The sequence below is a fragment of the Pseudomonas sp. UMAB-08 genome, assembly GCF_900095225.1.
Taxonomy (GTDB): Bacteria; Pseudomonadota; Gammaproteobacteria; order Pseudomonadales; family Pseudomonadaceae; genus Aquipseudomonas.
The window spans coordinates 1-22200 of the sequence record NZ_LT607432.1 but is presented as its reverse complement, the minus strand read 5'-3'; the positions used below and the strand labels follow the sequence as shown (position 1 = coordinate 22200).

At 58.9% G+C, this 22200-nt stretch carries 18 protein-coding genes; 11 read left to right on the top strand and 7 right to left on the bottom strand.

Translation table 11 applies throughout. The features are described from left to right. Nucleotides 1-54: 54 nt before the first annotated feature. Nucleotides 55-2901 (bottom strand): RNA polymerase-associated protein RapA, encoded by a 2847-nt coding sequence (gene rapA, locus K0F75_RS22290; RefSeq protein WP_219064127.1) that lies wholly within the window; start codon nucleotides 2899-2901, stop codon nucleotides 55-57. A gap of 218 nt (nucleotides 2902-3119) precedes the next feature. Here rapA and K0F75_RS22285 point away from each other — a divergent pair, with 218 nt between their 5' ends. From K0F75_RS22285 to ccoM, 3 genes are all read left to right on the top strand, one after another. Continuing rightward, nucleotides 3120-3458 (top strand): aspartate-semialdehyde dehydrogenase, encoded by a 339-nt coding sequence (locus K0F75_RS22285; RefSeq protein WP_219064126.1) that lies wholly within the window; start codon nucleotides 3120-3122, stop codon nucleotides 3456-3458. Nucleotides 3459-3601: 143 nt separating this feature from the next. Beyond that, the gene (locus K0F75_RS22280; RefSeq protein ID WP_219064125.1) at nucleotides 3602-3763 is read left to right on the top strand and encodes a hypothetical protein; all 162 of its coding nucleotides are present in this window, start codon (nucleotides 3602-3604) and stop codon (nucleotides 3761-3763) included. 155 nt (nucleotides 3764-3918) lie between these two features. Further along, nucleotides 3919-4029, top strand: a complete 111-nt coding sequence (ccoM, locus tag K0F75_RS26085) for a cytochrome c oxidase subunit CcoM (protein WP_306823069.1) — start codon at nucleotides 3919-3921, stop codon at nucleotides 4027-4029. 112 nt (nucleotides 4030-4141) lie between these two features. Here ccoM and K0F75_RS22275 read toward each other — a convergent pair whose 3' ends face one another. Together K0F75_RS22275 and K0F75_RS22270 are read right to left on the bottom strand one after the other, a co-directional pair. Further along, nucleotides 4142-4612 carry a MaoC family dehydratase gene (locus tag K0F75_RS22275; RefSeq protein ID WP_219064124.1) on the bottom strand — a complete coding sequence of 157 codons (471 nt, stop codon included), beginning with the start codon at nucleotides 4610-4612 and terminating at the stop codon, nucleotides 4142-4144. 64 nt (nucleotides 4613-4676) lie between these two features. After that, nucleotides 4677-5621, bottom strand: coding sequence for an alpha/beta hydrolase (locus K0F75_RS22270; protein WP_219064123.1), 945 nt, complete (start codon nucleotides 5619-5621; stop codon nucleotides 4677-4679). A 201-nt stretch (nucleotides 5622-5822) separates the two neighbouring features. Here K0F75_RS22270 and fadD2 point away from each other — a divergent pair, with 201 nt between their 5' ends. The 7 genes from fadD2 to K0F75_RS22235 all read left to right on the top strand — a co-directional run bounded on the left by fadD2 (nucleotide 5823) and on the right by K0F75_RS22235 (nucleotide 17115). Then, complete coding sequence (gene fadD2, locus K0F75_RS22265; protein ID WP_219064122.1) at nucleotides 5823-7511, top strand: long-chain-fatty-acid--CoA ligase FadD2; 1689 nt, start codon at nucleotides 5823-5825, stop codon at nucleotides 7509-7511. Between the two features lie 347 nt (nucleotides 7512-7858). Continuing rightward, entirely contained in the window at nucleotides 7859-9550 is a 1692-nt protein-coding gene (gene fadD1 / locus K0F75_RS22260; RefSeq protein ID WP_219064121.1) for a long-chain-fatty-acid--CoA ligase FadD1, read from the top strand. Between the two features lie 186 nt (nucleotides 9551-9736). Beyond that, a complete protein-coding gene (gene hrpA, locus K0F75_RS22255; protein WP_219064120.1) occupies nucleotides 9737-13648 on the top strand; it encodes an ATP-dependent RNA helicase HrpA in 3912 nt (1303 codons plus the stop codon). 266 nt (nucleotides 13649-13914) lie between these two features. Continuing rightward, a complete protein-coding gene (locus tag K0F75_RS22250) occupies nucleotides 13915-15036 on the top strand; it encodes a beta-ketoacyl-ACP synthase III (RefSeq protein ID WP_219064119.1) in 1122 nt (373 codons plus the stop codon). 6 nt (nucleotides 15037-15042) lie between these two features. Continuing rightward, nucleotides 15043-15654, top strand: a complete 612-nt coding sequence (locus K0F75_RS22245; RefSeq protein WP_219064118.1) for an RNA polymerase sigma factor — start codon at nucleotides 15043-15045, stop codon at nucleotides 15652-15654. Further along, on the top strand, nucleotides 15648-15887 hold the full coding sequence (locus K0F75_RS22240) for an anti-sigma factor (RefSeq protein WP_219064117.1): 240 nt from the start codon (nucleotides 15648-15650) through the stop codon (nucleotides 15885-15887). The genes K0F75_RS22245 and K0F75_RS22240 overlap by 7 nt, the downstream gene beginning before the upstream one ends. A gap of 103 nt (nucleotides 15888-15990) precedes the next feature. Beyond that, on the top strand, nucleotides 15991-17115 hold the full coding sequence (locus tag K0F75_RS22235; RefSeq protein ID WP_219064116.1) for a GNAT family N-acetyltransferase: 1125 nt from the start codon (nucleotides 15991-15993) through the stop codon (nucleotides 17113-17115). A gap of 27 nt (nucleotides 17116-17142) precedes the next feature. Here the strand turns inward: K0F75_RS22235 and K0F75_RS22230 are convergent, their stop codons facing one another. The 4 genes from K0F75_RS22230 to K0F75_RS22215 form a co-directional block, all read right to left on the bottom strand. Further along, entirely contained in the window at nucleotides 17143-18975 is a 1833-nt protein-coding gene (locus K0F75_RS22230; protein WP_219064115.1) for an ABC transporter ATP-binding protein, read from the bottom strand. 114 nt (nucleotides 18976-19089) lie between these two features. Next, complete coding sequence (locus K0F75_RS22225) at nucleotides 19090-19659, bottom strand: peptidylprolyl isomerase (protein WP_219064114.1); 570 nt, start codon at nucleotides 19657-19659, stop codon at nucleotides 19090-19092. 157 nt (nucleotides 19660-19816) lie between these two features. Next, entirely contained in the window at nucleotides 19817-20617 is an 801-nt protein-coding gene (locus K0F75_RS22220) for an alpha/beta fold hydrolase (RefSeq protein WP_219064113.1), read from the bottom strand. A gap of 14 nt (nucleotides 20618-20631) precedes the next feature. Beyond that, nucleotides 20632-21555, bottom strand: a complete 924-nt coding sequence (locus K0F75_RS22215) for a LysR family transcriptional regulator (RefSeq protein WP_219064112.1) — start codon at nucleotides 21553-21555, stop codon at nucleotides 20632-20634. Between the two features lie 48 nt (nucleotides 21556-21603). Between K0F75_RS22215 and K0F75_RS22210 the strand changes: the two genes are divergently transcribed. Further along, entirely contained in the window at nucleotides 21604-21918 is a 315-nt protein-coding gene (locus K0F75_RS22210; protein WP_219064111.1) for a 3-phosphoglycerate kinase, read from the top strand. Nucleotides 21919-22200 lie beyond the last annotated feature (282 nt).

Below are 22200 nucleotides of genomic sequence, written 5' to 3'. Positions count from 1 at the left end.
CTGGAAACAACAAAGCCCGCATCAGCGGGCTTTGTCGGTCAAGCAGTCAGCAGATCAACCGGCTACCAGCACCCGAATGGCTTCCAGGCGCAGCGCTGCTTTCTCAAGCATGGCCAGGCCCTGTTCGCGTTGTTTGCGCAGCGCGACCAGTTCGCTGTCGCGCACGGTCGGATTGACCGCTTGCAGAGCGGTCAGGCGTGCCAGCTCTTCGTCGGTCTCGGCGGCCAGTCGACGTTGCGCCTCAGCCACGCGTTCGGCGTGTTTCGGCGCGATCCTGGCTTCGCCCGCATTGATCTGCGGGTTAAGCACATCGCGCTGTGCCTGGATGAATTTGTTGGCGCTGGCACGCGGCACGCTTTCCAGCTGCTCGTTCAAGGTCACGAACGAAACACGGCCCGACAGATCGTTGCCATTGGCATCGAGCAAGCAGCGCAGTGCCGCAGGAGGCAGGTAGCGACCCAGCTGCAACGAGCGCGGCGCAACCACTTCACTGACGTAGAGCAGTTCCAGCAATACGGTGCCGGGTTTCAGCGCCTTGTTCTTGATCAGTGCCACTGCGGTGTTGCCCATGGAACCGGCCAATACCAGGTCCATGCCGCCCTGGACCATCGGGTGCTCCCAGGTGATGAACTGCATGTCTTCACGCGCGAGCGCCTGATTGCGGTCGTAGGTGATGGTCACGCCTTCGTCATCGCCCAGCGGGAAGCTGGCGTCGAGCATTTTTTCGCTCGGCTTGAGGATCAGCGCGTTTTCCGAATGGTCCTCACTGTCGATACCAAAGGCGTCGAACAGGGTTTCCATGTAGATCGGCAGCGTGAACTGATCGTCCTGTTCAAGAATCGCCTCAACCAGTGCCTGGCCTTCGCCAGCACCGCCAGAGTTGAGTTCCAGCAAACGGTCGCGACCGCTGTGCAGTTCACCTTCCAGGCGGATGCGTTCTTCGCGTGCCGCGTCGACCAGGGCTTGCCACTCGTCGTCATCGCCACTTTCCAGAAGCGGGAGCAGGCGCGGGCCGAATTGGTGTTGCAGGGCGTTACCGGTCGGGCAGGTATTAAGGAAGGCATTCAGCGCTTCGTGATACCACTGGAAGAGGCGCTCTTGCGGGCTGGTTTCCAGATACGGTACATGCAGCTCGATGATGTGCTTCTGGCCGATCCGGTCGAGACGACCGATCCGTTGTTCCAGCAAGTCCGGGTGCGCCGGCAGGTCGAACAGTACCAGATGGTGGGCGAACTGGAAGTTGCGGCCCTCGCTACCGATTTCCGAACAGATCAGCACTTGTGCGCCGAACTCTTCATCGGCGAAATACGCAGCGGCGCGGTCACGTTCGAGGATGTTCATCCCTTCATGGAACACGGTGGCCGGGATCCCGGAACGCACGCGCAGCGCGTCTTCGAGGTCCATCGCGGTTTCGGCGTGGGCGCAGATCACCAGCACCTTGACGCGTTTGAGCATTTTCAGGGTGTCGATCAACCAGTCGACGCGCGGGTCAAAGCGCCACCAGCGTTCTTCTTCAGTGACGTCTGGCTGCGACTGGAAGCTGACTTCAGGGTACAGGTCGGCATGCTCGCCCACCGGCAATTCCAGGTATTCGGCCGGGCAGGGCAGCGGATACGGGTGCAGTTTGCGCTCCGGGAAGCCTTGCACGGCAGCCCGGGTATTGCGGAACAGCACGCGGCCGGTGCCATGGCGGTCAAGCAACTCGCGGATCAGGCGTGCGCTGGCTTCGGTATCGCCATCAGCCACCGCGCCCAGCAGGGCTTCGCCTTCGGCACCCAGAAATCCGTGGATGGTTTCGTGTGCCTTAGGCGACAGGCGGCCCTGATCGAGCAATTCCTGCACGGCTTCGGCCACCGGGCGATAGTTTTCGCTTTCGGCGCGGAATGCGTGCAGGTCATGGAAACGATTCGGATCGAGCAGGCGCAGACGAGCGAAGTGGCTGTCTTGACCCAGTTGTTCCGGGGTGGCGGTCAGCAGCAGAACGCCGGGTATGACTTCTGCCAGTTGCTCGACCAGCGAGTATTCAGGGCTGGCTTGTTCTTCATGCCAGACCAGGTGGTGAGCTTCGTCGACCACCAGCAGATCCCAGCCCGCGGCAAACAGCGCGTCCTGGGCCTTTTCGTCGTCGACCAGCCACTCCAGCGCGACCAGCGCCAGTTGCGTGTCTTCGAAGGGGTTGCTGGCATCGCTTTCGATAAAGCGTTCGGCGTCGAACAATGCCACTTGCAGGTTGAAACGGCGACGCATCTCCACCAGCCATTGGTGCTGGAGGTTTTCCGGAACCAGGATCAGCACCCGATTGGCACGGCCAGACAGCAATTGACGATGGATCACCAGACCGGCTTCGATGGTTTTACCCAAGCCTACTTCGTCGGCCAGCAGAACCCGTGGCGCGATACGGTCAGCCACTTCGCGGGCGATGTGCAATTGGTGAGCAATGGGTTGCGCACGGACACCGCCCAGGCCCCAAAGTGAGGACTGCAACTGACGGCTGGTGTGCTCAAGCGTGTGGTAACGCAGCGAGAACCAGGCCAGCGGGTCGATCTGCCCGGCGAACAGGCGGTCAGAGGCCAGACGGAACTGAATGAAGTTCGACAGCTGGGTTTCCGGCAGGGTGACAGGTTCATTCTGGGCGTTGAGGCCGTGGTAAACCAGTAAGCCGTCGACGTCGTCGACTTCGCGCACGGTCATTTTCCAGCTTTCGAAGTGCGTAATCACGTCACCTGGCGAAAAACGCACGCGTGTAAGCGGTGCATTGCGCAGTGCGTACTGGCGGGTATCGCCAGTGGCCGGGTAGAGCACGGTCAACAAGCGGCCGTCTTGCGCCAGAACGGTGCCTAAACCCAGCTCGGCTTCGCTGTCACTAATCCAGCGTTGCCCCGGTTGATACTGCTGCGCCATGCTGCCTGACTCCCGCCGTGAAAAGCCGACTATATTAACGGATCAGGGCACCCAAACCAAAGGGCCCCGTCAAATCAGCCCGTATTCATTGGATACGGGCCCTCGCACAGGGCCGTGCAAGGCACTTGTTGGCCAGAACAGAGTCGAAAGTCCTGCGTCAAGCGGCTCAAGTCGACGAACTGGCAGCCGACAGCCTGCTGATAAGGAGAACAACCACCATGCTGCCACCAATGATTCCGCTGAGTGCAGTGCCAGTCACCTCGCAACTCGACCCCGTCAAGCAAAGGCCGGAAATCCCGCCTGTGGTGCCGGTACAGCCGAGTTCCAACGAAAGCACTATCGACCTGCGCAAGCGCGACCCCGAACAGACCGCGATCATGTTGCGTGAAGAGCAGCGGCGTCAGCACGAACGGCAACGTGGCAAGGGTCATCAGGATGTGCAGGACGAACCCTTGGCCGTTCCAGGCGATTCATTGAACGCCGACAACACCGTGCCGGTGGTGGCGTTGATGGATGATGAGCCAAGGCAGGGCTTATGGGTGGATGTCGAGGTATGAGTTGTTCAGGCGTCCTTCACAGGTTCTCTGCATGCCTGGTCGCGCTGAATGTTTTTGTCGTGTAAGAAGGCAGATCACCACTGGTCATGGCCGCCGTCACCCCGCATTATTGACAGCACTCCCGTAGTCAAGACGTGCAGACCATGAGCGAAGACGACAAATTGATAGACTTGGGCGCTGAACGCGCCAAGCGCACGCATGACCTCAATGACAAGCGCCTCAACGAAGTGCGCAAGGCTTTCGAGCAGGCGCTGCCGATGGGCAAAGCCAAGAAAAAGCCCAAGGGCAAACCGAAAAAGCCCTGATCGCTCGCTTCCCCCCCCTTCCGTTATTTGACACAGATCAGTTATTAGCCACCTGCCGCGCGCTGTCGCGGTGGCGCTTGATCTGGGTCAATTTCCCCCAACGTCACCTTGGCTAACCTAGCCCTATCGAACAAGGCAGGTCAGGGGAGGCGGTTATGTTTCTCGATAATGTGGTTATCGCCGGTGTTGTCACCGTGGGCTTGATGGTGTTGTTTTTCGCAGGCCTGGGAGTTTTTATCTGGAAGGACTCGCACAAGCGCAAGTAAGGCTGAGAGTCGTTTCGGTACATGAGCACGCAAGGCACTTTGGGCGACTTCGGTCGCCTTTTTTTCGTCTCGACTTTAGTCGTGCCCGCACCAAAGTGCGGGCGCGGTGACCTCAGCCGATGCTGATAGGCGGCAAGGTCGGCAGGGTGACAGTCTGTTGCTTGCGAGGGGCGAGGATCTCGGCTTCGCCATCTACCACCAGTTCATCCCGCTGGTTGAATACACGGGTAGCGATGCGCACGCGGAACTTTGGCAGCTTTTCCAGAATTTCCAGGCGTACGGTCAGGGTGTCGCCAATTTTCACTGGCTTCTGAAAGCTCATTTGCTGACCGATATAAATAGTGCCCGGTCCTGGCAACTCACACGCGACTGCCGCGCTGATCAGTGCGCCGCTGAACATGCCATGAGCGATACGCTCCTTGAACATGCTTTGGGCTGCGAATTCAGGATCAAGGTGCACCGGGTTGTGATCGCCCGACATCGCAGCGAACAACTGGATATCACGCTCTTCGACAGTTTTGCTGTAGCTGGCGGTCTGGCCGACTTCGAGAGCTTCGTAAGGCGTATTGGTGACTTGAGTCATTGAATAATCCTGTGGCGTGTTGGTTGACGATTTACGTATCGATGTTTTGAAAAAACCGATTCATTCATTCGGTGCGCGGTGGTCGTGGATTGGCCAGAGCGTGCTCCAGCCACGTGAGTAAATCACGAGTGACTTCATCGCGGTTGGTTTCATTGAGCAGTTCGTGCCGCGCCTGTGGGTAAATTTTCAGCTCTACCGCTAGATTGCCCGCCGAAATCAAGGCGTCGGCAAGGTCTTTGAGACGCGTGCCATTGCTGACTGGATCACATTCGCCACCCATCACCAGCAGCGGCATGCCCGGGTCAATCTGTTCGAGGTTCTCCGGATTGCTGATGTACTGCAATCCGGCCAGCATGTCGAGCCAGAATTGGTTGGTGCAGCGGAAGCCGCATAACGGATCGTTCACGTAGCGGTCGACTTCTTGCGGGTCGCGGCTGAGCCAGTCGAACGCGGTACGCATGGGTTTGAACGCTTTGTTGAACGAACCGAACGACAGCCATTCGATCAGCGCGCTGCGCCCGGTAGGCCCTTGGCGCCAGGACTCCAGCCGGGCGATCAGGCGGGCGCTGCGATAAAGCGAAACCGGCTGAAAGTTCGACCCGCTGAGAATTGCGCCTTGCAGGCCGGCGCTGTGAAGCAACAAATACGCCAGGGCAATATAGCTGCCCATGCTGTGGCCCATCAGGAATACCGGCAGGCCTGGATGCGTCTGGGCAATGTACTGCCTCAGACAGGCCAGATCACCCACCACTTTGTTCCAGCCGTTTTTATCGGCGTAGTGCCCGAGCACGCCGTGGGCGGCGGTTTTACCATGCCCCCGCTGATCAGGGACATAGAGCTCGAAACCCGCGGCAGTCAAGGCTGTGCCGAACCGCTCGTAGCGAGCGCTGTGCTCGGCCATGCCATGCGACAGCATCATCACCGCCCTGGGCGTGACAGAGGGCTGCCAATGGCTGACGTAGAGGCGACTGTGATCGTGGGTATCAAGCCAGAAAGCATCATGACTCATGGCGATTCCTTATGCCCTGCGTGACCTACTGTTTGCAGTGTATAGCGCATCGACAAATTGCAGTCCGACCAGCAGTAAGATTCACGTTGTTGATGACGCACTGCGCGCTATTTGCCTTGTGGGTGTTAGCTGCTAACGTCCGGCAAGCCCCGCTTTTAATGCAGCGGGCCAGACACACTCAGGTAAAAGGACAAAAAAACAATGCAACCTGAATTCTGGAACGACAAACGGCCCGCAGGCGTGCTCTCTGAGGTGGACCTCGGCGCTTACAGGTCAGTGAACGAGGTATTCGAACGCTGCTGCAAGACGTTCGCTGATCGCCCGGCCTTCAGCAATATGGGGGTAACCCTCACGTACGCCGAGCTGGAACGTTACTCGGCGGCGTTCACCGCCTACCTGCAAACACAGACCGACTTGCAGCCGGGTGATCGCATCGCGGTGCAAATGCCCAACCTGCTGCAATACCCGATTGCGGTGTTTGGTGCGTTGCGTGCCGGCCTGATCGTGGTTAACACCAACCCACTGTACACCGCTCGCGAAATGCGCCATCAGTTCAAGGACTCAGGTGCCCGTGCACTGGTCTACCTGAATATTTTCGGCAAGCTGGTGCAGGACGTTCTGCCCGACACCGATATCCAGTACCTGATCGAAGTAAAGATGGGCGATATGCAACCTGCGGCCAAAGGCTGGCTGGTCAATACCCTGGTCGACAAAGTCAAAAAGATGGTCCCTGCGTTCAGCCTGCCACAGGCCGTGTCGTTCAAGAGCGTATTGAAGCTGGGGCGCGGCCATCATTTGCAAGGGGTCAAGGTCGGCAGTGACGATATTGCGGTGTTGCAATACACCGGCGGCACCACCGGTTTGCCCAAAGGCGCGATGCTCACCCATGGCAACCTGGTGGCGAACATGCAGCAGGTCTATGCCTGCATGTCGCAGCATGGCCCGGACGGTAGCCAACTCTTCAAGCAGGGCAGCGAAGTGATGATCGCGCCGTTGCCGCTTTACCACATCTATGCCTTCACCGCGAATTGCATGTGCATGATGGTCAGCGGCAACCATAACGTGCTGATCACCAACCCACGGGACATCGGCGGCTTCATCAAAGAGCTGAAAAAGTGGCGCTTCTCTGCATTATTGGGGCTGAACACATTGTTCGTGGCCTTGATGGAACACCCGGATTTCAAAAGCCTGGACTTCTCCAACCTCAAACTCACCAACTCCGGAGGTACCGCGCTGGTCAAGGCCACGGCCGAACGCTGGCAGCAACTCACCGGTTGCCGAATTGTTGAGGGTTACGGCTTGACCGAAACCTCCCCGGTGGCCTGCACCAACCCATACGGCGATCAGGCGCGGCTGGGCACGGTGGGGATTCCTGTACCCGGTACGGCGTTGAAAATCATCGATGACAACGGTGTCGAGCTGGCGATTGGAGAGCGTGGCGAGCTGTGCATCAAGGGCCCACAGGTGATGAAGGGGTATTGGCACCGACCTGATGCCACCGCCGAAGTGCTGGATGCTGACGGCTGGTTGAAGACCGGCGACATCGCCGTGATTGATCCGGACGGCTTTGTACGCATCGTCGACCGCAAGAAAGACATGATCATCGTCTCCGGCTTCAACGTATACCCCAATGAAATCGAAGATGTCGTCATGGCACACCCCCAGGTCGCCAGTTGCGCGGTGATCGGCGTGCCGGATGATCGCTCGGGCGAAGCGGTGAAGCTGTTCGTGGTGGCGCGCGAGTCGGGCGTGAGTGTTGAAGAGCTCAAGGCCTACTGCAAAGAAAACTTCACCGCCTACAAAGTGCCCAAACACATCGTGCTGCGCGACTCATTGCCAATGACCCCAGTGGGCAAAATCCTGCGCCGTGAGTTGCGTGATATCGCCTGAGTCATTAGTTCTGTAGAGCGTTGTGCCAGACACACCGCTCTCGCAGACACGTCAGCGCCTTGATCAATTTTCAGGCGCTGACGTGTCTGCGAATGGCTCCACACGGAGTCACCGACACCCCATTTTCCGCCGAGTAGTATTTTTACTCTAAATGTGACCAATATATGTTTATAAGTCACTATTATGACTGTACGGGCCACTATTGGCTCTAGTCGACCCCTGGCAAAGCTGCTACTCTCGGCCCGCTTTTTGCCCCATTGGTAAGCAAAAAGCCCGCAACAAAACACAAAAAAATAATCGCATTCAAGCGGTGTGTAGAATTCGCTGTCGCTGAGGAGTCGGCTTCCATGATCGAAAATTTCTGGAAGGATAAATATCCGTCTGGCATTGCTGCCGATATCAATCCTGACGAGTATCCAAATATTCAGGCGGTATTGAAGCAGTCTTGTGAGCGTTTCGCCAACAAACCGGCTTTCAGCAACCTGGGCAAGACCCTCACTTACGGTGAGCTGTATGAATTGTCGGGTGCGTTTGCGGCTTATCTGCAGCAACACACCAACCTGCAACCGGGCGACCGTATCGCCGTGCAGTTGCCCAATCTGCTGCAATACCCGATCGCTGTGTTCGGAGCTATCCGCGCCGGCTTGATCGTGGTCAACACCAACCCGCTGTACACCGCGCGGGAGATGGAGCATCAGTTCAACGATTCTGGCGCGAAGGCGTTGGTGTGCCTGGCGAACATGGCGCATCTGGCCGAAAAAGTGGTGCCCAAGACCGAGGTTCAGTACGTCATCGTTACCGAAGTGGCGGATATGCTGTCACCGCTCAAGCGTCTGCTGATCAACAGCGTGATCAAGTACGTGAAGAAAATGGTCCCGGCGTATCACTTGCCCAAGGCGATCAAATTCAATGACGTGCTGAGCAAGGGCCATGGTCAGCCGGTGAAGGACGCTTCGCCTGTCAGCAGCGACGTTGCGGTGTTGCAGTACACCGGTGGCACCACCGGTGTGGCCAAGGGCGCCATGCTGACCCACCGCAACCTGATCGCCAACATGCTGCAATGCAAGGCGCTGATGGGCTCCAACCTGCATGAAGGGTGCGAGATTCTGATCACGCCACTGCCGCTGTATCACATCTATGCCTTCACCTTTCACTGCATGTCGATGATGCTGATCGGCAACCACAACATCCTGATAAGCAACCCGCGTGACCTGCCGGCGATGGTCAAGGAACTGTCGAAGTGGAAGTTCAGTGGCTTTGTCGGCCTCAACACCTTGTTCGTGGCGCTGTGCAATAACGAAGCGTTCCGCAAGCTCGACTTCTCTGGTTTGAAAGTCACCCTCTCCGGCGGCATGGCCCTGCAATTGGCCGCAGCCGAGCGCTGGGAAGCAGTGACCGGTTGCGCGATCTGTGAAGGTTACGGCATGACCGAAACCAGCCCGGTGGCCACGGTCAATCCGATCCAGAAGATTCAGGTGGGCACCATCGGCATTCCGGTGCCATCCACGTTGTGCCGCGTGATCGACGACGAAGGCAATGAGTTGCCATTGGGCGGGGTTGGTGAGTTGTGTGTCAAAGGCCCGCAAGTCATGAAAGGCTACTGGCACAATCAGGAAGCCACCGATGAAATGCTCGACGCTGAGGGCTGGTTGAAAACCGGCGACATCGCGATCATCCAGCCAGACGGTTACTTGCGCATTGTCGATCGCAAGAAAGACATGATTCTGATCTCCGGTTTCAACGTCTACCCCAACGAACTTGAAGACGTGCTGGTGATGTTGCCCGGCGTCCTGCAGTGCGCCGCCATCGGTATCCCTGACGAAAAATCTGGCGAGGCGATCAAGCTGTTCATCGTCGTCAAACCGGGTGTGACCCTGACCAAAGACCAGGTCATGGAACACATGCGTGCCAATGTCACCGGCTATAAAGTGCCGAAGTCGGTTGAGTTTCGCGACGCGTTGCCGACGACCAACGTCGGCAAGATCCTGCGCCGGGAACTGCGTGATGAAGAACTGAAAAAACTTGGCCTGAAAAAATAAGCCAAGCAGCGCTACACCCCAAGCCCCGCCGATGCGGGGCTTGATTGTTTTTGCAGGCGCGCGCTTGCCCGCGATAAGGTCCGTATGACCGCTTCGCGGCCAATCGCAGTCTCCGGCAGCGCCTACAGGGATTGTGTTGTGCGACAATCCCCGCCTTTGCACCCATCAAAAGACTCTGCGCACCTGATGACTGACGAATCGCCCTCCATCGACCAATTGCTGAGAAACCTCGACCACGCGATGATTTCTGATCGTCATCGCTTTCGTCGTCAGTTGCATGAGCTTCAAAAGAAGCCCGACGAGGCCAAGCTCGCGCAGTGGTCGGCGCGCGTGCAGGCGTCTTTTGCCCAGGTCACGGCCCGGCGCGACAGCCTGCCGGTGATTCGCTACGACGACAGCCTGCCGATTGCCGCCAAGCGCGACGAGATCAAAGCGGCGTTGCTCAAGCATCAGGTGCTGATCATTGCGGGCGAAACCGGCTCAGGCAAAACCACGCAGTTGCCGAAGATCTGCCTGGAAATCGGTCGTGGCCAGCACGGCCTGATCGGCCACACCCAGCCGCGCCGGATCGCTGCCCGCAGCGTGGCAAGCCGGGTCGCCGAAGAGCTGGGGACGCCGCTGGGCGCGCTGGTTGGCTATCAAGTGCGTTTCGAAGATCAAAGTGACAGCAACACCCTGATCAAGCTGATGACCGACGGTATTCTGCTGGCTGAAACCCAGCACGACCGCTACCTGGAACGCTACGACACGATCATCGTCGACGAAGCCCACGAACGCAGCCTGAACATCGACTTCCTGCTCGGCTACTTGAAAACCCTGCTGCCGCGTCGCCCTGACCTGAAACTCATCATCACCTCAGCGACCATCGACCTGCAGCGCTTCTCTGAGCATTTCAATGATGCACCGATTGTCGAAGTCTCTGGCCGCACATTCCCGGTGGAAACCTGGTATCGCCCACTGACGTCCCAGCAGGACGAAGAGGGCAATGCGGTCGAGGATGACTTGACGGTCGATCAGGCGATTCTGGCGACCCTCGATGAACTGGAGGCGTTCGAGCGCAGTGAACGCAAGAGCCCCGGCGATGTGCTGGTGTTTTTGCCGGGCGAGCGGGAAATCCGCGATGCCGCCGAGATGCTGCGCAAGGCTCAACTCAAACACACTGAAATCCTGCCGTTGTACGCACGCCTGTCGCCTGCCGAACAGCAGCGGATTTTCCAGTCCCATCCGGGACGGCGTGTGGTGCTGGCGACCAACGTTGCCGAAACCTCGTTGACGGTGCCCGGCATTCGCTACGTGATTGACAGCGGTACTGCACGGATCAGCCGTTACAGCTATCGCGCCAAGGTTCAGCGCCTGCCCATCGAAGCGGTTTCCCAAGCCAGCGCCAACCAACGCAAGGGTCGTTGCGGCCGGGTCGAGCCGGGGCTGTGCGTGCGCCTGTACAGCGAGGAAGATTTCAACGGCAGACCGGAATTTACCGATCCGGAAATCCTGCGGACCAACCTGGCGGCCGTGATTCTGCAGATGCTGCATTTGCGTCTGGGCGAGATCACCGACTTCCCCTTTATCGAGCCACCCGACGGCAAGGCCATCAGCGACGGTTTCAACCTGTTGCAAGAGTTGTCGGCGGTCAACCGCGAGAACCAGCTGACGCCGCTGGGTCGCCAGTTGGCGCGCTTGCCGGTGGACCCGCGCATGGGGCGCATGTTGCTGGAGGCGGCCAAACAAGGCAGCTTGCAGGAAGTCTTGATCGTTGCCAGTGCCATGTCGGTGCAGGACGTTCGCGAACGTCCGCCCGAGCGGCAACAGGCGGCGGATCAGGCCCACGCGCAATGGAAGGACATCGATTCCGACTTCGCCGGGCTGGTCAATCTGTGGCGCGGTTTTGAAGAGCAACGCCTGGCCCTGACTGCCAGCCCGCTGCGCAACTGGTGCCGCAAAAACTTCCTCAATTACCTGCGCCTGCGCGAGTGGCGCGATTCCCATCGGCAATTGAGCCTGATCTGTCGCGACCTGCAGTTGACGGTCAACCAGGAACCGGCCGATTACACCAAGTTGCACAAGGCCGTGCTGTCGGGCTTGCTCAGTCAGATCGGGCAGAAGACCGAAGACGGTGATTACCTGGGCGCGCGCCAGCGGCGGTTCTGGATTCATCCGTCGTCCGGCCTGGGCAAGAAACGCCCGCAATGGCTGATGGCCGCCGAGCTGGTGGAAACCACCAAGCTCTACGCGCGCATGGTGGCCAAGATCGATGCGGACTGGATCGAGCCGTTGGCCGGGCATCTGATCAAGAAGAACCATTTCGAGCCGCATTGGGAGAAAAAACGCGGCCAGGTCGTGGCGTTCGAACAGATCACTTTGTTCGGCCTGATCGTGGTCGGTCGGCGTCCGGTGCATTACGGTCCGATCGATCCTCAGGTGTCCCGTGAGCTGTTTATCCGTGAGGGGCTGGTGCGCGGCGAGATTCTTTCGCGGGCCAAATGCCTGACCGCCAACACTCAGCTACTGGAGCAACTCGACGAGCTGGAGGCCAAGGCCCGCCGTCGTGACATTCTGGCCGACGAAGACACGCTGTTCAGTTTCTACGAAGCACGGGTCCCGGCGGAGATTCATCAAACCGCGACCTTCGACAGTTGGTACAAGGTCGAAAGCCAGAAAAACCCACAGCTTCTGATCATGCGCGAAGAAGACGTGCTGGCCCGCGAAGCCAGCGAAATCACGGCAGCGTATTACCCGGACACCCTGCGCCTGGGCGATCTGACCCTGGCGCTGAGTTATCACTTCGAGCCCAATCATCCGCGCGACGGCGTGACCCTGCGGGTGCCCGCGCCATTGCTGCCGGCATTGCCTGGCGAGCGTCTGGAATGGCTGGTACCGGGGTTGCTGGAAACCAAATGCATCGCGTTGGTGCGCAACCTGCCCAAGGTGGTTCGCAAAAACTTTGTGCCGGTGCCTGACTTCATCAAGGCCGCCCTGCAGCGCATCACCTTCGGCGAGGGCTCGTTGCCCCATGCGCTGGGTCGTGAATTGTTGCGCATGACCGGCGCACGGGTGACGGACGAAGCCTGGGTTGAAGCGGCCCAGCAGCTTGAAAACCACCTGAAGATGAACCTGGAAATCCTCGACGGCAGCGGTAAGTTCCTCGGTGAAGGACGTGAGCTGGCCGAGTTGACGGCGCGTTTCGCCGAGGCCAGCCAAGCGGCATTGGCCGCGCCGCAAACCTCGAAAAGCCAACTGCCTGTCGAGGCCAAAATCTTCGCCCCTGTGGCCGAAAAAACCCAACAAAACATCGCGGGCCTGTCGATGACGGTTTACCCGGCGCTGGTCGAAGAGTCTGGCACGGTCAAGGAAGGGCGCTTCTCGACGCCTGCTGAAGCGGAGTATCAACACCGTCGGGCCTTGCAGCGCCTGCTGTTGCAGCAACTCGCCGAACCCGCCAAGTTCCTGCGCAGCAAATTGCCGGGGCAGACCGAACTGGCGTTGCTCCACCGCGAACTGGGCCGGGTCGATGGGTTGATCGAAGACATTCTGTTGGCCAGCCTCGACAGCTGCATTCTTGATGGCGAAGACAGCCTGCCGCGTGACGGTGCCGGGCTGGCGGCACTGGCCGAACGCAAACGTGCCGGCTGGACCGAGCATGCTGAGCGCCTGGCGAAACTGACACTGGATATCCTTACCCTGTGGCATGGCCTGCAAAAGCGCTTCAAGGGCAAGATTGATCTGGCGCAGGCGGTAGCGCTCAACGACATCAAGTCGCAGCTGAAGTATCTGGTGTATCCGGGCTTTGTCCGCGAAACGCCTGCGCAGTGGCTCAAGGAGTTGCCGCGCTATTTGAAATCCATCGAAATGCGCCTGGAAAAACTGCCCGGCCAAGTGCAGAAAGACCGGGTCTGGAGCATCGAACTGGCGGGCTTGTGGGCTCAGTATCAGGCCCGCGCCGGCAAGCATGCCCAGGAAGGTAAGCGCGACGCGGAGTTGGTGCTGTATCGCTGGTGGCTGGAGGAGTATCGCGTGTCGCTGTTTGCCCAGCAGTTGGGGACAAAAATTCCGGTCTCGGACAAGCGTCTGAGTAAGCAATGGAGCCAGGTGGATGGCTGAATAGCGCGAAAATCGGGCCGATATGGCACACTTCGCGCCATTGTTCGCAGACTGTCTGATAGAGCTGTCGCTGACAGCGCCGACGTCTTCGCGATTGAATTCGCGAAGACGCCAGCCCAGGTGCCGGAGATCGGCCCGCCTGCCAAGTAATCCAACCTGAAACCCGTGCCTTAACGGGATAACTTTCCGTACGTATTGGTACGTTTGTGCCAATCTTCAAGCCCAGCAAGTCGTTGCTTGCAACGATCAATAAGAGAGGAACGACCGTGTATAACGTCGTCATCAGTGGCACTGGCCTGTATACCCCGGCCAACAGCATTTCCAACGATGAGCTGGTGCAGTCTTTCAATGCCTATGTCGCCCTGTTCAATGCCGAAAACGCGTCAGCGATTGAGCGCGGAGACGTTCAGGCGCTGACAGAATCGAGCGCTGCTTTTATCGAAAGAGCCTCCGGCATCAAAAGCCGCTTCGTCATGGACAAGGAAGGCATACTCGATCCGCTGCGCATGACGCCGCGTTTGCCAGAACGTTCCAATGACGAGTGGTCGATCCTCTGCCAGATGGGCGTCGCTGCCGCCGAACAAGCCTTGCAACGCGCAGGCAAAACCGCTGCCGATATCGACGGCGTGATTGTCGCCTGCTCCAACCTGCAACGTGCTTATCCGGCGATCTCTATCGAAATTCAGGACGCGCTGGGTGTTCAGGGTTTCGGCTTTGACATGAACGTTGCCTGTTCGTCCGCGACGTTCGGTATCCAGCAAGCGTGCAACACCGTTCAGTTGGGTCAGGCCCGCGCGGTATTGGTCATAAGCCCGGAAATCTGCACCGGCCACTTGAATTTCCGTGACCGCGACAGCCACTTCATCTTTGGCGATGCCGCTACGGCCGTGGTCATCGAGCGCGCAGACCTCGCGACCTCGCCGCATCAGTTCGACATTGTCAGCACCAAACTGCTGACCAAATTCTCCAACAATATTCGCAACAACTTTGGCTTCCTCAACCGCGCAGGGGAAGAGGGCATCGGTGCCCCGGACAAACTGTTCGTGCAGGAAGGCCGCAAAGTGTTCCGTGACGTGTGCCCGATGGTGGCTGAGCTGATCGGCACCCATTTGCAGGAAAACAACCTGAGCGTCAGCGATATCAAGCGTTTCTGGTTGCATCAAGCCAACCTCAGCATGAACCACTTGATTGTGAAGAAACTGCTGGGTCGCGAAGCCTCGCTGGAAGAAGCGCCGGTGATTCTCGACACGTACGCCAATACCAGTTCGGCCGGTTCAGTGATCGCGCTGCACACGTATCAGGACGACTTGCCGAGCGGCGCGCTGGGCGTGCTCAGCTCGTTCGGTGCCGGCTACTCAATCGGCAGCGTAATCCTGCGTAAGCATTGATCGACGATGTCTGCTGCTGACGACGCGTTACTGATTCAACGCCTGCTGGCTGGCGAACAGCGGGCGTATCGCGAATTGGTCAGCACCTATCAGAGTGCGATGCGGGCCGTGGCGTACGCCATTGCCGGCAGTCGTCACGCTGATGAGGTGGTGCAGGAAGCCTGGCTTGCCGTGGTGCGCAATCTGGCAAAATTTCAGGCGCGCTCCAGCCTGAAAACCTGGTTGCTGACCATCACTGCCAATGCGGCAAAAACCCGCTACAAACACGACCGCCGCGAAGTGCTGCTGGACGACCTGCCATCGCCTCACGGCACCCTTGGCGATGAGCGTTTTGCCAGCGACGGGCACTGGCGCGTGGCGCCCTTCGCCTGGCATGAGGACACGCCCGAAGCGCTGCTGACCGAAAACGAATTGCGCGAATGCCTCGAACACACCTTGCTCACCTTGCCCCAATTGCAGAGCAGCGTATTGCTGTTGCGTGAGCGACAGGGCCTGGAAGTGGAAGAGATCTGTAATCTTTTGGAGATATCGCTCTCTAATGCGCGAGTCCTGCTGCATCGGGCGCGCTTGAAGGTGTTTGCGACCGTCGAGCATTTTGAGGAGACGGGCGAATGTTGACGTGTAAGGAACAGGTAGCGCGATCCAGCGATTTTCTCGACGGCCAGTTGAGCGTTCGTGAGCGATTTCAGGCGCGCCATCATCTGCTGTTCTGCCCTAATTGCCGACGTTTCATCAAGCAAATGCGCTTGATGCGCGCCACGTTGCGGGCGATGCCCGAACCGCCGATTGCCGATCTGGATGAGATCGCCCTGCGCCTGGCGCATGAGCAGCAGGTGTTCGGCAAGGATTAGCACATAGCAAAGGCCTCGCCTCGTCGGGGTTTTTTATTTCGGCTTACTCGGCGGATGCGCGATACTCGCCAGGCTTGTGTGCGATAACGCGTGGGGAATGCTGATGCCGCTACAACGTTTGGACAGCCTTTCAGCGCTGGCACCTGAGCTGTGGGACGCCTTGGTGCCCACTGCCCAGCCTTTTTTACGCCATGCCTTTCTCAGCTCACTGGAAGACAGCGGCAGCCTCGGGCCACATTCAGGTTGGCGAGCAGAACACCTGCTGCACTACGAAAACGGCCAGCTGATTGCGGCGCTGCCCAGCTACCGTAAATGGCATTCCTATGGCGAGTACGTGTTTGACCACGCGTGGGCTGATGCCTGCAAACGCGCCGGTATCGACTATTACCCGAAGCTGTTGGTCGCCGTGCCGTTCAGCCCGGTGAGCGGGCCGCGTTTACTGTCGGCGACCCCGGAGGCCGGGATTGAGCTGTTGGCGTGCCTGCCCGGTTACATCGACATCGAAAAGCTGTCGAGCGCGCACATCAACTTCACCGATCCGGTGGCCGACGCCCTGCTGGCGGAACAGCCGGGTTGGTTGCAGCGGTTGGGTTGCCAGTTTCATTGGCAGAATCGCGGTTATCGCGACTTCCAGGACTTTCTCGACGCCTTGAGTTCGCGCAAGCGTAAGCAGATGCGCAAAGAGCGCGAACAAGTGGCGGGGCAGGGCATTGAGTTCGAATGGCTCGAAGGCCATCAACTGAGCGAAGCGCAATGGGACTTCGTGTATGCCTGTTATGCCAACACCTATGCAGTACGCCGACAAACGCCGTACCTGACTCGCGAGTTCTTCAGCCTCCTGGCAGAGCGCATGCCTGAAGCGATTCGTGTGGTCTTGGCCAAGCAGGGCTCAAGGCCGGTGGCGATGGCGTTCAGCCTGATCGGCGGCGACAGTTTCTATGGGCGCTACTGGGGGTGCCTGGCCGAGTTCGACCGGTTGCACTTCGAGACCTGCTTTTACCAAGGCATGGATTACGCGATCGCCCATGGGGTGCAGCGTTTCGATGCCGGCGCTCAGGGCGAACACAAGTTGATTCGGGGTTTTGAACCGGTCATCACCCACTCCTGGCATTACTTGGCGCATCCAGGGTTGAAGGCGGCGGTCAGCGATTTCCTCGACCAGGAGCGCGAAGGCATCCTGGCCTACGCCGAAGAGGCGCGGGCCGCGTTGCCGTATCGGCAGGATTGAGATTTAAGGCACCTGATCGGGCCATCTTCAATCAATCCCGACAAACCCACCGGTCTGATGCTGCCATAGCCGCGCATACAGACCGCCATGGGCCAGCAGTTCAGCGTGGGTGCCACTCTCGGCGATCTGGCCTTTTTCAAGGACCACCAGACGGTCCATGCGCGCGATGGTCGAGAGCCGGTGGGCGATGGCGATCACCGTTTTGCCTTGCATCAGTGTCTCCAGACTTTCCTGGATCGCCGCTTCAACCTCCGAATCCAGAGCTGAGGTCGCTTCGTCCATGATCAGGATGGGCGCGTCCTTGAGCAGTACGCGAGCGATAGCGATCCGCTGCCGTTGACCACCCGACAGCTTGACCCCGCGCTCGCCGACATGCGCGTCGAAGCCTGTGCGGCCTTCAGCGTCGGACAGCAGCGGAATAAACTCATCGGCGCGGGCCTTGCGCACCGCTTCCCACAGTTCGGCATCGGTGGCGTCGGGTTTGCCATAGAGCAAGTTGTCACGGATCGAGCGGTGCAGCAGCGAGGTGTCCTGGGTGATCATGCCGATGCGTTCGCGCAGGCTCTCCTGTGCAACGTGAGAAATGTCCTGCCCATCGACCAGAATCTGTCCGCCTTGCAGGTCATACAGGCGCAGCAGCAGGTTGACCAACGTTGATTTGCCCGCGCCGGACGGCCCGATCAAGCCGATTTTTTCGCCGGGTTTGATGTCCAGATTCAGGCCGTGGATGATTCCGCTGCTTTTGCCGTAGTGGAAATCGACATGCTCGAACTTCACACCGCCGCGCTCGACCTTCAATGCAGGCGCTGGCTCGCGGTCGGTGACGCTGACTGGTTGAGCAATGGTTTGCAGGCCGTCCTGGACCATGCCGATGTTCTCGAAGATGCCGTTGACCACCCACATGATCCAGCCGGACATGTTGACGATGCGGATCGCCAGCCCGGTTGCCAGGGCGATGGCGCCCACCGAAATCGAGGATTGGGTCCACAGCCACAGGGCCAGGCCGGTGGTGCTGACGATCAACACCCCGTTCATGGAGGTGATCACCGTGTCCATGGCCGTGACCACGCGACCGGCCAGCTGGCTTTTTTCGGTCTGTTCGCTGATCGCTTCCCGAGCGTATTGCTGCTCGAAATTAGTGTGAGCGAACAGTTTGAGGGTGGTGATGTTGGTGTAGCCGTCGACAATACGCCCCATCAGCTTGGAGCGGGCCTCCGACGACACCACCGAGCGTTCTTTGACTCGTGGCACGAAGTAGCACAGGGCGAGGATGTAGCAGACGATCCAGGCCAACAGCGGGATCATCAGGCGCCAGTCGGCTTCGGCGAACAGCACCAGTGAGCCGATAGCGTAGATCAGCACATGCCACAACGCGTCCACCGCCTGCACCGCTGAATCACGCAGCGAGTTACCGGTCTGCATGATCCGCTGGGCGATGCGTCCGGCGAAGTCATTCTGGAAAAAATTGAGGCTCTGTTTGAGCACGTAGCTGTGGTTCTGCCAGCGAATCATGCTGGTCATGCCGGGGCTGATGGTCTGGTGCACGAGCAGGTCATGCAGGCCGACGAAGATCGGTCGGAACACCAGCGCAACCACCGCCATCCAGATCAGCTCAGTGCTGTGCACACTGAAAAAATCGGCATTGGGCGTGCCTTGGGCCAGGTCGATGATCCGGCTCAGGTAACTGAACAGCGCGACTTCGATCAGGGCGCCAATCAGCCCGACCACCAGCAACGCGACGAAGCTCGGCCACACCTGACGCAGGTAATAGATATAAAACGGCAGGACTTTGTTCGGTGGGGCGGCAGTGGGGGCGTCGCGGAAAATATCGATCAGTTGTTCAAAACGACGATAGAACATTGGTTCTGACGCCCGCCGCAGCAGGCTCTCCTTGCAGGTGAAAAACTTCCCTCATCACACCGCCTGTCTCCGACGTTGCTCACGGCGGTTGCAGGCGGCCCGATGTGCATCGACTTAGTCGATACGTTTGGCTGACTTAATCAACACAGGGGTTGAGGGTACGTTTTGCATGCCTTTTTGGGTGCCGGTAGGCGTCTGGGCGATCTGGTCGACCACGTCCATGCCTTTGATGACTTTACCGAACACCGCGTACCCGAAGTCGCGAGCGCCGTTGTCGAGCATGTCATTGTCTTTGTGGTTGATGAAGAACTGGCTAGTGGCCGAGTTTACGTCCGACGTCCGCGCCATTGCGATCGTGCCGCGCACGTTATGCAGGCCATTGTTGGCTTCGTTTTTGATCGGGTCTTTGGTCGGTTTTTGTACCATGTACTGATTAAACCCACCGCCCTGAATCATGAAGCCCGGAATGACCCGGTGAAAGATCGTGTTGGCGTAGAAGCCGCTGTCGACATAGCCCAGGAAGTTCTGGGTACTGATCGGCGCCTTGGTGTCTTCAAGCTCGATGACGATCTCGCCCATGTCGGTGGTCAGCAGGACGTGGGTCGGCTTGGCGGGCGGTTGTGCGGCCATCAGGTTGGCGGCGAACAGCACGGAACAGGCGGCGAGGACGATTTTTTTCAGCATGGGTCAGTGATCCTGGGTAGTGGTTTCGACTGCAAAAAAGCAATTCATGCGGGTGCGATCAAGGGCACAAGGTAAGCACGTTTGGGTTTTTTTGGACAGTGCCGGGCGCACTGTCCGAACGGATAGCGCCCGGATGGAGGTGCCCCCTACGATTCATTCATCGGCCTGAAGCCGCTTCAACGTCATCGACAAATGCCAGCAGTTCCCGGTTGAATGCTTCAGGTTGATCCAGCGGCGTCGCGTGCCGGGAGTCTTTGATCACGACCAGTCGAGCCTGGCGGATCAGGCCCACGTAAGCTTCTTTCAAGGCCACCGGGGTGTAATCGTGATCGGCGCTGACGATCAGGGTCGGGCAACTGATTCGTGACAGTTTTTCCTGCACGCCCCAACCGACGATGGCATCGAAACTGGCGAGATAAGCGCGTTTGTCGTTTTGCCCCCAGCGCTCGGCGATTTTGTTGCGCAGGTCGGCTTGCTCGGGTTTGGGGAACAGGGTCTGGCCCAGGCCCTTGCCGATGGCGGACATGCTGAACAGCCGCCCCAGGCCCCAGCGTTTAGCCCATTGCAAACCGTCGTTGGCGGTTTTGAGTTTGACTTGTGGCGCGCTGTTCACGATGCACAGGCTTTTGAGCAAGGTCGGGTGATCGACCGCCAATTGAAAGCCGATCATCCCGCCCATCGACAGCCCGACCAGGTGCACCGGCCCCAGCTGCAAGTGTTCAATCAACGCTTCGACGTCGGCGGCAAAACCGGGAATGCTGTAGCGCTCATTGGGCTTGTCGGAGCGACCGTGGCCGCGCATGTCCATGGCGATGACGCGGTAGTGCGCGGCCAGGGTCGGGATCTGGTATTCCCAGTCCTGGCAGCTTGAACCCAAGCCGTGCACCAATAGCAGCGGCGAACCCTGACCATATTCTTCGTAGTGCAATGAACAGCCGTCATGCTCAAAAAAGGCCATGGTCGATTTCCCTGTCAGGCTTGTTGTGGGGCCGCAAATGCGGCGCTCAGCGGGGCCGTGTCGAAGGTGCGGATCAGGTCGATCAGAATCTGCGTCGCGGGGCCCAGCGATTTGTCCTTGCTCGAGTAAAGATAGAACACCGGATGGCGGCTGCCGCCTTGGTCCAGCGGCAGGGCTTTGAGTGTGCCTTCCTGGAGTTCGCGCTCGATCACGTGCCGTGGCAGCCAGGCGAAGCCCAAACCGCTGCTGACGAAGGTTGCGGCGGTTGCCAGGCTGCCTACCGTCCAGCGTTGCTCAGCGCCCAGCCAGCCGACGTCGCGGGGCTGTTGACGGCCGGAGTCGCGGATCACGACTTGCAGCTGACTTTCCAGATCCTGGAAGTTCAACTCGCGATTCATTTGATGCAGCGGGTGCTCCGGGTGGGCGACGGCGACGAACTCGACGGCGCTCATTTCTGTCCCCAGATACCCTGGGATGCTGAAGCCGCTAATGGCCAGATCGGCGACGCCCTCGAGGAGCACTTCTTCGACCCCGGACAACACTTCCTCGCGCAACCGCACGCGGCAGCCACGGCTTTGCGGCATGAACGCGGTCAAGGCGCGCACCAGTCGCGCGTTAGGGTAGGCAGCATCGACCACCAGCCGTACCTCTGCCTCCCAGCCTTGCTCCATATGGTGGGCCAGGTCCTCCAGTTGACTGGCCTGCTTGACCAACTGCCGGGAGCGACGCAAGAGCACCCCGCCAGCGTCGGTCAACACCGCTTTACGCCCGTCGATACGCAATAGCGGCACGCCAAGCTGGTCCTGCATCCGGGCCACGGTGTAGCTCACGGAAGACTGCGAGCGGTGCAACGCTTCGGCCGCTTGGGCGAAGCCACCGTGGTCGACCACCGCTTGGAGTGTCCGCCATTGATCCAGGGTCACGCGGGGCGCTTTCATCACTCGCTCCTCTTGTCTAAGCTGGCACTCCAAATTGGAGACTGCCGAATGAAAAAATTCTGTTGTGTGTTGTTGGCGTTGTTGCCCGTCAGTGCGTTCGCGTATCCGATTGACGTGGAAAAGGAATACACCGGTGTTCAGATCGACTACACCAGCCACGATACCGACTACGACATGGGCGCCATCACGCTGAACAACTACGGCACCGTTGATGCTCAGTGTGTGGTGGTGTTCAGCAATGGCCCTGAAGCCCCGCGTACCCGGCGGGTCAGCGTTCTTGCAAAAAAGAGCGTGGACGTCTCCGCCAAGTTCAGTCGCAGCATCATCAAGCTGCGGATCAAGCTGACCTGCGAGCCTAAATAAATGACGGGGCGGGGCGGATTCGCTCTCAAACGAGAATAGTGCCCCGTTTTCGATAAAACAATTTATTAGATGGTTTGTAGCAGATTTTTACGCTTTTTAATCGATACGTTCCTGTCTAACCTCAACTCCATCGATTCAAGACACTCTTAGATGGAGGCAACATCCTATGTCCCGCGTACTGATCATTGAAAGCAGCGCCCGCCAGCAAGACGTATGCGTCCGGCCAACACATCTTCCTGACCCCAGAGCCAAAGGCGATGGTGTCCACCTAAATTGAAGTGG

Bases quoted from the DNA above. Each gene is read 5' to 3' on its own strand.
- K0F75_RS22275 (WP_219064124.1), bottom strand. From the start codon at position 4,612: ATGACTCAAGTCACCAATACGCCTTACGAAGCTCTCGAAGTCGGCCAG.
- K0F75_RS22210 (WP_219064111.1), top strand. From the start codon at position 21,604: ATGAAAAAATTCTGTTGTGTGTTGTTGGCGTTGTTGCCCGTCAGTGCG.
- fadD2 (WP_219064122.1), top strand. From the start codon at position 5,823: ATGCAACCTGAATTCTGGAACGACAAACGGCCCGCAGGCGTGCTCTCT.
- K0F75_RS22225 (WP_219064114.1), bottom strand. From the start codon at position 19,659: ATGCTGAAAAAAATCGTCCTCGCCGCCTGTTCCGTGCTGTTCGCCGCC.
- K0F75_RS22220 (WP_219064113.1), bottom strand. From the start codon at position 20,617: ATGGCCTTTTTTGAGCATGACGGCTGTTCATTGCACTACGAAGAATAT.
- fadD1 (WP_219064121.1), top strand. From the start codon at position 7,859: ATGATCGAAAATTTCTGGAAGGATAAATATCCGTCTGGCATTGCTGCC.
- K0F75_RS22240 (WP_219064117.1), top strand. From the start codon at position 15,648: ATGTTGACGTGTAAGGAACAGGTAGCGCGATCCAGCGATTTTCTCGAC.
- K0F75_RS22235 (WP_219064116.1), top strand. From the start codon at position 15,991: ATGCCGCTACAACGTTTGGACAGCCTTTCAGCGCTGGCACCTGAGCTG.
- K0F75_RS22245 (WP_219064118.1), top strand. From the start codon at position 15,043: ATGTCTGCTGCTGACGACGCGTTACTGATTCAACGCCTGCTGGCTGGC.
- ccoM (WP_306823069.1), top strand. From the start codon at position 3,919: ATGTTTCTCGATAATGTGGTTATCGCCGGTGTTGTCACCGTGGGCTTG.
- rapA (WP_219064127.1), bottom strand. From the start codon at position 2,901: ATGGCGCAGCAGTATCAACCGGGGCAACGCTGGATTAGTGACAGCGAA.
- K0F75_RS22280 (WP_219064125.1), top strand. From the start codon at position 3,602: ATGAGCGAAGACGACAAATTGATAGACTTGGGCGCTGAACGCGCCAAG.
- K0F75_RS22215 (WP_219064112.1), bottom strand. From the start codon at position 21,555: ATGAAAGCGCCCCGCGTGACCCTGGATCAATGGCGGACACTCCAAGCG.
- K0F75_RS22270 (WP_219064123.1), bottom strand. From the start codon at position 5,621: ATGAGTCATGATGCTTTCTGGCTTGATACCCACGATCACAGTCGCCTC.
- K0F75_RS22285 (WP_219064126.1), top strand. From the start codon at position 3,120: ATGCTGCCACCAATGATTCCGCTGAGTGCAGTGCCAGTCACCTCGCAA.
- K0F75_RS22230 (WP_219064115.1), bottom strand. From the start codon at position 18,975: ATGTTCTATCGTCGTTTTGAACAACTGATCGATATTTTCCGCGACGCC.
- hrpA (WP_219064120.1), top strand. From the start codon at position 9,737: ATGACTGACGAATCGCCCTCCATCGACCAATTGCTGAGAAACCTCGAC.